The sequence below is a fragment of the Thalassotalea euphylliae genome, assembly GCF_003390375.1.
In the GTDB taxonomy this organism is placed as follows: domain Bacteria; phylum Pseudomonadota; class Gammaproteobacteria; order Enterobacterales; family Alteromonadaceae; genus Thalassotalea_F; species Thalassotalea_F euphylliae_A.
The window spans coordinates 938,052-950,635 of sequence record NZ_QUOT01000001.1 but is presented as its reverse complement, the minus strand read 5'-3'; the positions used below and the strand labels follow the sequence as shown (position 1 = coordinate 950,635).

Sequence of the window (12,584 nt, the reverse complement as noted above, 5' to 3'; positions counted from 1 at the left end):
CAAAACCGCCACCTATGAGCTATCTCGAGTGGCGGTTTTGTTTTTCTGGGCTAAAATTTTTGTTGTAAATGGATTACATCAACAACAATAAGGATATTAGTTTATGAAAACACAAGCTTTTCTGCTTGCACTTTGGTGCGTCATTTGTGCCTTAACAGCCACCTCTGCCTCGGCCACATTAATTGGACGAGACCTGTCTAACCAAACCACAGTAGGTCTAATTAGCTATCAAAATGCATTTACAGATGCATTTGGCTCATCAAGTGATGGTGCTCAAATTTATCGCCGAGGAGCAGGCTCAGTACCACTTGTTTTCTTAGATGATTCATTGGCCTCAGCCAATGATAGTTTAGGCATCATTAAAGCTGCAGACGCAGCGCCATTTTTTGGCATAGTTGATACCACTAATCCCGATAATCTGAGTGGCGATGTTAATGCTATTTGGCTGTTTGATATTAATGGTTTTAATCAGTTAAGTTTGGCAATTGATATTGCCGCAATGGGAGATTTTGAACCAAGTGATATTTTCTCGATCGAATATCAATTAGATGGCGGTGCTTGGCAGTTAATGCTTTCGGGTACTGCTGACAATGCAGGCCAGCAAACTTATCAATTGGAAAATGGCAATACGACGACGTTGGACGATCCTATGGCTGTCAGTGGTGTTAATCTAACCAATAGTTTTACTTCATTTAATCAAATGGTTGTTAACACTGGAAGCACGCTTGGCGTAAGAATTTCTGCTAATACCAATGGTGGCACTGAAGCAATTGCGTTTAGAAATATCAGGGTTAATGGCACAGCACTATCAGCATCGCCTGTTGAGGTACCAGAGCCAAGCTATTTAGCTGCGGGCATACTATTACTCATGTCGGTTTCACGAATAATACAATTAAAGCCTTAAAGCTTTAAAACAAGTGGCGAGAATATAAGAGGCGAGAAGAGTACAACAAGAGCGCGCTAATTAGTGATTTAGTAGCGCGCTACGCTGTTAGCTTTTTGCTGTGCTGTGCTGTGCTGTGCTGTGCTTTGTGTTTTGCTAAGCTATCAGGAATTAACTTGTTCGTAACAGAGGTTAATTTTACGCTGGCACACCGCTATGGAATTTAAAATCAGTATCTGGCGACGAAATTAATTCAGCTTCAATTTCACCAAAGAACTTAATTCGCTCTTCTACTTTATCTTCATTACCTTCGCCAGCGATTTGTTTAGCAAGTGCTAGATAGTCTTGGTAGTGGCGTGCTTCACTTCTTAACAGCGAGATATAGAAGTCGCTAAGTCGCTTATCTACGTGTGGTGCGAGTGCGGCAAATCGTTCACATGAACGCGCTTCGATATAGGCACCAATAATGAGCTTATCGATTAACGTGTCTGGCTCATAAGTTTTCACGTTGCGGATTAGTCCTTTAGCATAGCGAGCAGGCGTAATGCTGCGATATTCAATGTTGTATTCGTCCATGATTTCTAGCACTTGATAGAAGTGATGTAACTCTTCTTTAATCAGTAAGACCATTTTATCGATCAAATCCTGACCATAAGGCGAATTAGATTTAGGCAGCACGGATTTAGATAATTTGTTTTTATCGGCGAGTTCACGCCAATCGCCTTCTTTTTTATAAATTAAGCGTTCAAATGGTTCTAACCACTTGAGCAAAGCGTCGCCGCTTTCTTTATCTACGGCATACTTGCGAATTAAGTACATTGCTTGCTGACCTGCTTTTAACTCACACACCAGATGATCTAGCAACACCATGGGTAAGTTTTCGGGCTTTTTCGCGGCTTCGATCCACGCTTGAGGTGTAGAGCACTGTAAAAACTGGTTTATTGGTTCAAGTAATGCTTGGTGTTCAGCTTGCATATGTAGTAATTCGTTGCTTGATCAGATAACAAAAGAGGCGGCATTTTACCTTGTTGGCTGCCAATAAAAAATGATCTGTGTCGTTTTTAGTTAAACGGCCTCAGTTAAAGAAGCATAGATAAAGAGCCGTAGTAAGTCTGGTTTAGTTATCACGCTTGATTTTCTTCAAAGCATAGGTGTTTATATTTTCTTGCTAGGCGTTTAAAAAGTTGGCTATTATCAATAGCTAACCATAAAACGATAATAATGATATAGGGAAGTCAGATGCGTACCTTTATTTTCACTGCCTGTGCTGTCGCCGTATTGGCAGCTTGCCAACCAAGTAATAACACTGGTGAAAGCACAAATGCTCAAGCCACCGCCCAAAATGCTGCAGAAAATCCATCGAGTATTGCTCAGTCGGTTATGACGGAGTCTGAGAAGCTAAATATATGGTTCGATGAAAAATACGAACAGCAACTACAAATGAACCCGTTAATGATGACCTTCCTTGGCCGCAAAGATCGCTATGACGAATTTAATGCCATGACCCGCGAAGAAGAACAAGCGTTATTAGATTGGCAAGCGGCGAGTGTGAATGAACTAAAGGGTAAGTTTAATTACGAAAAATTAGACGATGACGCAAAAGAGTCTTATGACTTATGGCTTTATCAATATCAGCAAGCAAAAGAAGCGGCTGAATTCCCGAAAAACGGTTATGTCTTTACTCAAATGAATGGCGCACAAGCGTTTTTAACCCAATTTATGATTAACTTTCATAAAGTTGAAGACGTTAGTGATATGCAAGCATACAACAAACGCATTGTTGGCTTATCAAGCGCATTAACAAGTTTACTTACGCGTGCCAAAGAGCATGCTGAATATGGTGTTAGACCACCAAAATTTGCCTACCAAGGTGTTATTGAACAATCAAAAAACGTGATCACGGGGCTACCTTTTAGCGATGATGAAAACGCACAAGATGCGCCTCTTTGGGCTGATGCAAAAGCAAAAGTAAAGGCGTTGACCGAAGCGGGTAAGCTCGATGAAACACAAGCTACAGAATTACTTGCACAAACCAAAGCCGTGCTTGTTAATGACTATTTACCTGCTTACCAAGCCCTAGTTGCTTGGTTTGAAAAAGATATTGCTAATGCTGATGAAATTGCCACTGGTGTCGCTAAACAGCCAAATGGCGTTGATTTTTATAATATGCGCCTCAAGCATTCAACCACCACAGACTTAACCGCAGAAGAGATCCATGCACTTGGCTTAGCTGAGGTTGAGCGTTTAATTGGTGAAATGAAAGCGATTAAAGAAAAGGTTGGTTTTGAAGGAGATTTACAAGCCTTTTTCCAGTTTATTAAAACCGATGATCAGTTCTTTTATCCAAATACCGATGAAGGCCGCCAAGGTTATATTACCGACTCTGAAGCGTATTTAGACTACATTAAAGGCCAACTGCCAAATTATTTCGGTATTTTGCCCAAAGCTGATTTAGTGGTAAAACGTGTTGAACCTTTTAGAGAGCAAGATGGCGCTGCTCAGCATTACTTCCCGGGCACCGCTGACGGCTCTCGTCCCGGTGTTTACTACGCTCACCTTTCAGACATGCGCTCTATGCCGAAAAATGAAATGGAAGCCATTGCCTATCACGAAGGTAACCCTGGTCACCATATGCAAATTTCTATAGCAAAAGAGTTAACCGGTATTCCAAAATTCCGCACTAATGCGCAGTTTACCGCTTATGTAGAAGGCTGGGCACTTTACTCTGAGCTGTTAGCAAAAGAGATGGGTGCTTATGAAAATGATTACTCTGATTTTGGCCGCTTAATAACCGAGATTTGGCGCGCGGTAAGGTTAGTGGTAGATACTGGTTTGCATGCCAAGGGGTGGACAGAGCAACAAGCAATTGATTACTTTAAAGCAAATTCTCCTGTTGCTGAAGATGCGGTGATTTCAGAAGTGCGTCGTTACCTTGTTTGGCCGGGGCAAGCGACAGCCTACAAAATTGGTATGTTAGAGATTCTGAAGCTGCGTGAATATGCCAAAGAGTCGCTAAAAGAGCGTTTTGACATTAAAGGCTTCCACGATACGGTACTGGGCGGCGGCGCGATGCCACTGCCGTTATTGGAAAAACGCGTTAAACGTTGGGTAAATAACGTGAAGTTAAAAGGCTAGTTTATTAGCGATTAATAGCCCGCAAGTTGTTTTTACAACTACTGTTTTCGCAATGCGCGGGCTTTTGTCTTTTATCAGTGCTCAATTATTTACGGTTCAACTATTAACTGCTCAACTATTTATTGTCAAATGGCTGGTTCATTAACTCGTAGCCTTGTGGCGTAAACTTAAGCCATGAACCTTGGTCGTACCAATCACCCAACACAACGCGTGTGCGTGCCACATTTTCGCTGGTAAAGTGGTGCACATCAGGGCGATGGGTATGGCCGTGGATCATTAAATCAACCTGCATGTCTGCCATTACGCGTTCAACTTCTTGTTGAGTGACATCCATAATATCTTGAGATTTCATCGCAGTGGAAGCGGCACTTTTCTTACGATAATTTTCAGCAATGCGTTTGCGTAAAAACAAGGGCAAGTTTTTCATAATGCCTTGCCACCACCAACTGCGTGATTTCTTTCGAAACGCTTGGTAAGCAAGATCGCGAGTACATAAGGTATCGCCATGTAAAATAATTAACTCTTGCTGGTAAAGTGAAATCTTTTCAACATCCGGCAGCAGTGTCATACCACTGCGTTTAGCAAATGCTTTGCCCAATAAAAAATCGCGGTTGCCTTGGATAAAGAAAATATCCGTTTGTGTGCTAAGTGTTTTTAGCGCGTTTGCTATCGTTTCGACAAAAGGGCTATCGTCATCGTCACCCAGCCAATACTCGAATAAGTCACCTAAAATAAATAGCTTTTCAGCCTTAGGTGCTTGGTCTTGTAAAAACGATAAAAAACAAGCGGTAATATCTGGCCTGTTATCGGCGAGGTGCAAGTCAGCAATAAAGTAGCTGACAGGAGAGGTGGTGTTTAAACTGCTCATCAATTATAAAAAGTGGCTAAGTATTTAACTTAACCACTCTCATAGGTACCTAAACTATCGAATTATTCTACGATGGTTTCTTCAACGATAATTTCATCTTTTGGCACATCATCGTGGAAGCCAAAGCGACCTGTTTCAACTGTAGTCATTTTATCAACCACTTCCATGCCTTCAACGACTTCACCAAATACACAGTAGCCCCAGCCTTGAATGTCTTCACTCTTAAAGTCTAAGAAGCCGTTGTCAACTAAGTTGATGAAATACTGAGCAGACGCTGAATGTGGATCTTGCGTACGTGCCATTGCTAATGTGCCACGCTTGTTGCTTAGGCCATTGTTTGCTTCGTTTTGAATTGGCTCGCGCGTTGTTTTTTCGTCCATTCCTGAAGCTAAACCACCGCCTTGCGCCATAAAGCCTTTAATTACACGGTGAAAAATAGTGCCATTGTAGAAACCGTCTTCAGCGTATTGTTGGAAATTTTTTGCGGTAACAGGAGCGTTGTCAAAGTCTAATTTGATTTTGATATCGCCTAAATTTGTTTTAAAAGTAATCATGAATTTATCCTGTTTTAAAAGTGTTGGCAGATTGTAGCGTAATTAATTCGCTTTTTCTCGTTTTGTCTAAGCTAGGCTGTGGTTTGACTATAAATGATACGTTACAATGGCGCGCTGGGCTGAGGCACGATGAATTGAAAAGCTTGCTTCTTGCCACCAAGGTTATGTTTATTAATTTGTTTGTACTAAAGGAAACCAAAACACAATGTTGCAAATATACAACACCCTAACTCGACAAAAAGAAGTGTTTAAACCTATTGAAGCCAACAAGGTTGGGTTATACGTTTGTGGTGTTACCGTTTACGACTTGTGTCATATAGGCCACGCTAGAACCTATATTGGCTTTGACAACATTGTTCGTTACTTAAGGTTTTCTGGTTACGATGTTAATTACGTGCGCAATATCACTGACGTTGAAGATAAAATCATTAAGCGCGCGAATGAAAATGGCGAGCAGCCGTTAGAGTTAGTCGAGCGTAATATCGCAGAAATGTATCAAGACTTTGATGCCTTGAATTTACTGCGCCCAGATATCGAACCACGTGTTACCACACACATGAACGAAATTATCGAAATGATCGAAACGCTTGTTGCCAAGAAGCACGCCTACGTAGCTGACAGTGGTGATGTGTTGTTCGATGTTTCAAGTTTTAAAGATTACGGTAAATTAAGTGGTCAAAACTTAGAACAGTTGCAAGCTGGCTCGCGCGTAGATGTTGATGAAACCAAGAACAATCCTCTTGATTTCGTTTTGTGGAAATCGGCAAAGCCTGGTGAGCCATACTGGGAATCACCTTGGGGCAACGGTCGCCCAGGCTGGCACATTGAATGTTCTGCGATGAATGCGAAAGAGCTTGGTCACCATTTTGATATTCACGGTGGCGGTTCTGACTTGTCTTTTCCACACCATGAAAACGAAGTTGCACAAAGCTGCTGTGCATTAGACACACCTTATGTGAACTACTGGATTCACACCGGTATGGTGCAAGTAGACCAAGAGAAAATGTCTAAGTCACTGGGCAACTTTTTTACCATTCGTGAAGTATTGGAAAAGTACGATACGGAAACCACGCGCTTTTTCTTAACTTCTGGTCAATACCGTAGCCAGTTAAATTACTCGACGGAGAATCTTGATCAAGCAAGAGCTTCTATTGAGCGAATTTACACTGCGTTGCGTGATGTTGATGTGCCAGCAGAGTTTGTACTTGAAAAAGCACATCCGCAAGTTGCTGAGTTCTGTGCGGCGATGGATGACGACTTTAACACGCCACAAGCGATTGCTGTGTTATTTGAGTTGGCAAAACAGCTAAACGTTGCAAAGCAACAGGGTGAGCAATCATTAGCGGTAGAGCTTGCTGGAACCCTTAAAGGCTTAGGTGGCTTAATTGGCATTTTACAGCTAGACCCTGCTGAGTTTTTACAAGGTGGCGGTGATAGTGACGAAGTCGCTGAAATTGAAGCTTTGATCGCTCAACGTAACCAAGCGCGTGCAGATAAGAACTGGGCGCTTGCAGATGAAGCACGCGATAAGCTCAAAGCCATGAATATTGTGCTAGAAGATAGCGCTGGTAAAACGACTTGGCGCAAAGCTTAACAAAAGAAAGCTATTAGCTATTGCGAAAGTAGCTATTGCCAGAGGCAGAAACTAAAAAAGCCGCAATTACTCAAATAAGTAATTGCGGCTTTTTATTGTTCGTGTATTCGAGTTTGAACTTGTTAGCTATCGATAAGTTTAAGCTACAGCGCTGCACTCTCTTGCAGTACATCCACTTGGCGACGATTATCTTGCTCCGAAATCACCACACGCGTCGCTACATCTTGCAGGTAAAAGGTAACATTTAAGCGACCACGCTTGCGTTCTTGTTCAACAGGTTCACCATAGTTTTCGCTGTAAAAAGCGATAATTTCGTCTTCGCTAGCCATCGTAAAAAAGTTCACTACAGCCGGTAGTTCATCGATAAACTCTGCAAAGACTTTTGCATCGGAGAGCACAGGAATAAAAACATCGCCTTCTTCAGGGACAGGGCGGACAAAATTGTAAGGTGTATCGTCTACAGAACTTTCGATAGTGGCTTCTGCAGCTTGAACGTCACTCGACAGGTCATCTAAGGTGGCTGATAAATCTGTTTGTTCTTCGACACTGAACACTTCAGTGGGCATTTCAGCGACTGAGGGTTCAAATTCATCTGTTACCTCAGTTGTTACTTCAGTCGTTTCTTCAGTGGGAGGCACAGAGCTATCAGATGGAGCTTCTTGCTCTTTTGATGCTTGCGCTAAATCAATCATTTTTTCTTCAACGGCTTGTGACTCGTTTGCTACCTGCTCTACAGGTGTTTCTGCAGTTTGTAGCTCAGTAGAATTTGCATCCGTGTTTTGCGCGCTAGCCCAAGTCAGAGGACACATTGCTAACAAGGCGCCAACGGTTAATTTAGCTTTCATCAAAAATTGCTCCATCACTTTTATTTAACTGTAAAAGTTAGCGATATAAGGGTCAACCTTTTTGGGCAAAATAGCTGAAATGAAAAAGAATTCTCGTTGCGAGTTCCTTTTTACATTTGCGTGTCACGGGTGTTAACTTGCGCCTTCATTTCTTGTTTATGGTGATCAACCCATAGTGCGGTAGCACCGCAAATTGCCACTGGCATGACAATTAAATTAACAAAAGGGATCATTGAAAACAGCGCCGTTGTTATGCCGAAACTATAGCTTTGACCTTTATGCTCATTGAGGCGACCACGCATTAACTCAAAGTTAATTTTATGATTATCGAATGGGTAGTCTAAGTATTGAACCGCCATCATCCATGAAACAAACAAAAACCAAATTATTTGCCCAATGAGTGGCAGAACCCACATGATAATAAAAAATCCAATGGCGCGTGGCAGATAATAACGCAGTTTGCACCACTCTCGGCTGAGCGTTCGTGGAATGTCTTTAAACACATCAGATAGGCCACCACTGTTATCTTGCTGCCCCGTTAATTTTGCTTCTACTTTTTCGGCGAGCAGGCCATTAAACGGCGCTGCGAGCCAGTTAGCAATAGCGCTAAAAATAAAGGAAAAGCCGATTAAAATTGCGACAACAGCAACTGGCCACACCATATACTCTAGCCAAGATAATGCCTCTGGTAGCCAACCTAATAATTGTGAGATGTAATCATTGAGTTGCAGCAGTAGCCAATAAAAAGTGATTCCAAAAATGACCAAGTTAACGGCTAGTGGAATTAATACAAAACGCCTTAACCCTTTGGAGTTAATTAAGTTAAAACCTTGAAAAAAATAGCCGGAACCGCTGTTTGCTAACATATGCGCCTTTGATGTGTCATGCGGGCAAAGTGCCGCAGTGATAAATGTGATATTTCCGATTATAAGAAAATTTCATTAGGAGCCAAGGGCTAAGACCGCCTTTAAGCGCAATTAGGTGTGACAAAGTATGACAAAATTTGATAAATTGCACCTATAACAAGAACAACTCGGCATCGCCTTAATTTCACTCAGATATGCGTTTAAAACAAATCAAACTTGCTGGTTTTAAATCGTTTGTCGATGTCACAAAAGTTCCTTTTCCTCATCAAATGACTGCGATCGTTGGCCCTAACGGTTGTGGTAAATCAAATATTATCGACGCTGTACGTTGGGTGCTTGGCGAAAGCTCAGCTAAAAACCTGCGTGGCGATGCGATGACTGACGTCATTTTTAATGGCTCAGCTGAGCGAAAACCTATAGGGCAGGCGAGTGTTGAACTCATTTTCGAAACACAGGGCGAAGGCACGCAGGACTTACCTACCAATAATTTTCATCTGGCGGCTAATCTTGCAGAGCGAAATGAAGTGGCGATCAGGCGCACGGTAAATCGCGATGGCCAAAATCTTTACTACCTAAATGGTTGTAAGTGTCGAAAAAAAGACATTACCGACGTGTTTCTTGGCTCAGGCCTTGGTCCAAAAAGCTACGCGATTATTGAACAGGGGATGATTTCTCGGCTGATTGAGTCAAAACCTCAAGAGCTGCGCGTTTTTGTGGAAGAAGCCGCAGGTGTTTCAAAATACAAGGAGCGCCGCCGTGAAACCGAACTAAAACTCGGCCATACCAGCGATAATCTGTCGCGCCTTGCCGATATCAGTCAAGAGATTGGCATTCACCTAAATGTTTTAGATCAGCAAGCGCAGCAAGCAGGCCAATATCGCAAGTTAAAAGCACAAGAACGTGAACTGAAATCGATTATTGCAACGGTAAAGTATCAATCGGCGCAAAAGCAATTAGATAAGCTCAATACCGTGATTGCTGAGTTAAATGTGCACATGGCAGAGGCGAAAAACGCACTAGGTGAACAGAAACTTGCCTTATCAAAACAAGAACAAGCGATAGAGCATGATTACAAAACACTTAGCGACGCTCAACATACGTTAACCAGTACAAATCAAGAGCATAGTCGTTACCAGCAAGAACTCGCGACCGCTCAGCATTTATTGAGTAATAATGAAAAGCAAGTCGCCCGTTATCTGCAAAAGCAGCAAGATATTGTCGCCAAAAGCGAGCAGTATCATCAAGAAATTGCTCGCTGGCAGGAAAAACTAGCAGCACTTGCCCCGCAAACGTTAGCGGCAGAGCAAGCACTTGTTAGCGCTAAAGCTGAGCTGTTAAACCTTGAACAACAAGTGGCATCACAAGAACAGCTTGTGCAAATGCAAAGCCGAGAGCGCCTCGCCGCCCAAGAGCAGCGTTTGGCGCAGCAAGAAGCTCAACTGGCGAGCCAAGAACTATTGGCTAAGTTAACTGCTCAGCTAGAAGCAAAGCAATTGCAATTCAAAGAGCTTAATGAACAGCCAGTAGCGGACCTGAGCGCGCTAACAGAGCAAATTCAGCGATTGAAAGACCAAATTACTAACAGCCAAGCTCAACTAAACGCGCAAGCCCAAAGTAACAACCAGCTTGAACAAGATATCAAACAAGCAGAGTTAGCCTTAGCTGACAACAAGCAATTGCAATTGTCTTTCAACCTGCAATTGGCACAATTAACCAAGCAACTTGCGGTAAAAGAAGAGTGGCAAAGTGAATGTGAGCACTGGCTTACGGCGCAAGGCATTACTGAATTTAATAGTTATCGCGAGGCTATTTCAGTTGATAAAAACTGGCAGGCGGCTGTAGATAAAGTGCTCGGTCAATGGCTGGACGCTTATTTACTTAGCGCTGATAACTTCCAGCTTATATCAGCTAATATTTCGAATACGCTAGAGAGCAGCGCAATCGATTCTCAAAGCTGCTTTCACGACAATTCTCAAAGCGATTCTAAAAACAGTTCTCAAAATAATGAGCATAAAGCTGCTGAACGATTTTGGTTCATTAACCAAGAGAACCTCGAACAACATGCCAATATTGGCAGTCTAGCCAGCAAAGTAACCACTCATCTGGGCTTTGTGCCTTTGCTCAATCAAGTTAAAGTCGCAGAAGATGAAGCCTCGCTACAAGCCATGTTGGCATCAGTGGATACGCTAACAGATGAGCAATACATCATTAGTGCTGACGGCACCTTGTGGTCAAGGGCGATATTGTCAAAGGGGCGAGCATCACAAGGCATTAACCGTTTAACCCTGCAATACGAGTATGATGAGCTTAACCAGCAAATAACTGAGCTATCGCCAATTGTTGATGCACAGTCAGAAAAACTGAAACAGCTACAAGGTCAGCAACAGTCACTTGCGAAGCAAAGTACTGTGATTGCTAATCAGCTTGCTGAGCAAAAATTAGCGCTACAAAAAGCGCAAAGCGAGTATGACTTTGCTCAATCACAAGTTGATCAACGAAATCGCCAGTTAGCTTCGCTTTCTCAAGAGCTTGGTAAGCTGACGCTAGAACACCAAAGTGCTATTTCAACATTAGAACAAAGCAAAGCTGGGCAAGCGAGTGAAGCGCTAAGCGCCGAGGCTATTGAGCAAAGTGAACAAGCCTTACGGGCGCTGCAAGAGCAGCTAGCTGCGCTAATTGCGCAAAAACATTCGAAGCAACAAGCGCTCAATGATGCGCAGCAACAATTGCAGCAGTTGCAGCTTCAACACCAACAGCACTCGTTAAGCCTTCGACAAAGTGAATTGCAATTGGCTCACACCAGTGAGCAGCGCCATAGTACGGATGATCAATTAAGTCACTATCAACAAGAATTAGCACAATTGCCCAAAACGGCAACGCTTGAGCAACAAGTCGTTGCTGCCAACGAAAGTGTGGAAAAAGCCAAAGTAAAACTTGCCAGTGCTGAATTGCAACTGGATGAAAGCAAGGCTAAGAAGTCTCAGCTAGCGCAGCAAATTTCCCAATTGGAGACAAAAGTTAATCAGCATAACGATACGGCTCATCAACAAGCGTTGAAAAAAGAGCAACTCGTTTTTGAATTAAACGCTGCAAAAGAGTCACTCAGCGAGTTGAAAGAGCTTAATCAGCAGCAAGTGTTTGGTGAGCCAACAGGCTCAGTGGCTAGCTATCAGCAACAGCTAAAACAAGTGCAACGCCAGCTCGGAGAGCTTGGAGCGGTTAATTTAGCAGCGATTGATGAGTTTCAGCTGCAACAAACGCGAAAAAATCAAATAGATTTACAAATTGAGGATTTAACTCAAGCAGTTGCCACGTTAGAATCTGCAATAGCAAAGATTGATAAAGAAAGTCGGCAGAAGTTTAAAACCACTTTTGAGCAGATTAACCAAGGGTTTTCTGCACTTTTCCCGAAAGTGTTTGGCGGCGGGCAAGCCTATTTGGCATTAACGTCAGATGATTTGCTTGATACTGGCGTGACCATTATGGCGCGTCCTCCCGGCAAAAAAAATAGTACAATTCATTTGCTCTCAGGTGGAGAAAAGGCGCTAACGGCATTATCATTAGTGTTCGCCATTTTCCGACTGACACCAGCGCCATTTTGTATGCTGGATGAAGTAGACGCACCGCTAGACGACGCCAATGTTGAGCGTTTTTGTAATCTGGTTGGTGAAATGTCTAAAACTGTGCAATTTATATATATCAGTCATAATAAAATCGCGATGGAGATGGCTTCTCATCTTACGGGGGTAACCATGATGGAACCCGGTGTGTCTCGCATGGTCTCAGTAGACATAGATGAAGCAATCGCCATGGCAGAAGTATCATAATAAACAGGCTCG

General features: G+C 42.7%; 9 protein-coding genes. 4 read left to right on the top strand and 5 right to left on the bottom strand.

What is annotated here, in order from left to right; translation table 11 throughout:
- The first annotated feature begins 103 nt into the window (after positions 1 to 103).
- Positions 104 to 904: a hypothetical protein gene (locus tag DXX94_RS04225; RefSeq protein ID WP_116014061.1), complete on the top strand. Its 801-nt coding sequence runs from the start codon at positions 104 to 106 to the stop codon at positions 902 to 904.
- Positions 905 to 1,081: 177 nt separating this feature from the next.
- Here the strand turns inward: DXX94_RS04225 and miaE are convergent, their stop codons facing one another.
- Positions 1,082 to 1,858, bottom strand: a complete 777-nt coding sequence (miaE, locus tag DXX94_RS04220) for a tRNA isopentenyl-2-thiomethyl-A-37 hydroxylase MiaE (RefSeq protein ID WP_115999789.1) — start codon at positions 1,856 to 1,858, stop codon at positions 1,082 to 1,084.
- 264 nt (positions 1,859 to 2,122) lie between these two features.
- On the opposite strand from miaE, the gene DXX94_RS04215 reads away from it, so the two are divergent.
- Complete coding sequence (locus tag DXX94_RS04215) at positions 2,123 to 4,018, top strand: DUF885 domain-containing protein (RefSeq protein ID WP_116014060.1); 1,896 nt, start codon at positions 2,123 to 2,125, stop codon at positions 4,016 to 4,018.
- A gap of 115 nt (positions 4,019 to 4,133) precedes the next feature.
- On the opposite strand, the gene DXX94_RS04210 is transcribed toward DXX94_RS04215, so the two are convergent.
- Positions 4,134 to 4,886, bottom strand: coding sequence for a UDP-2,3-diacylglucosamine diphosphatase (locus DXX94_RS04210; protein ID WP_116014058.1), 753 nt, complete (start codon positions 4,884 to 4,886; stop codon positions 4,134 to 4,136).
- 62 nt (positions 4,887 to 4,948) lie between these two features.
- Complete coding sequence (locus DXX94_RS04205) at positions 4,949 to 5,440, bottom strand: peptidylprolyl isomerase (protein WP_116014057.1); 492 nt, start codon at positions 5,438 to 5,440, stop codon at positions 4,949 to 4,951.
- A gap of 205 nt (positions 5,441 to 5,645) precedes the next feature.
- Between DXX94_RS04205 and cysS the strand changes: the two genes are divergently transcribed.
- On the top strand, positions 5,646 to 7,034 hold the full coding sequence (gene cysS, locus DXX94_RS04200; RefSeq protein ID WP_116014055.1) for a cysteine--tRNA ligase: 1,389 nt from the start codon (positions 5,646 to 5,648) through the stop codon (positions 7,032 to 7,034).
- Between the two features lie 143 nt (positions 7,035 to 7,177).
- Here cysS and DXX94_RS04195 read toward each other — a convergent pair whose 3' ends face one another.
- Positions 7,178 to 7,879, bottom strand: a complete 702-nt coding sequence (locus DXX94_RS04195; protein ID WP_116014054.1) for a hypothetical protein — start codon at positions 7,877 to 7,879, stop codon at positions 7,178 to 7,180.
- Between the two features lie 110 nt (positions 7,880 to 7,989).
- Positions 7,990 to 8,745 carry a sulfate transporter CysZ gene (cysZ, locus tag DXX94_RS04190; RefSeq protein WP_116014052.1) on the bottom strand — a complete coding sequence of 252 codons (756 nt, stop codon included), beginning with the start codon at positions 8,743 to 8,745 and terminating at the stop codon, positions 7,990 to 7,992.
- Between the two features lie 194 nt (positions 8,746 to 8,939).
- Here cysZ and smc point away from each other — a divergent pair, with 194 nt between their 5' ends.
- Positions 8,940 to 12,572, top strand: a complete 3,633-nt coding sequence (gene smc, locus DXX94_RS04185) for a chromosome segregation protein SMC (RefSeq protein ID WP_116014051.1) — start codon at positions 8,940 to 8,942, stop codon at positions 12,570 to 12,572.
- Positions 12,573 to 12,584 lie beyond the last annotated feature (12 nt).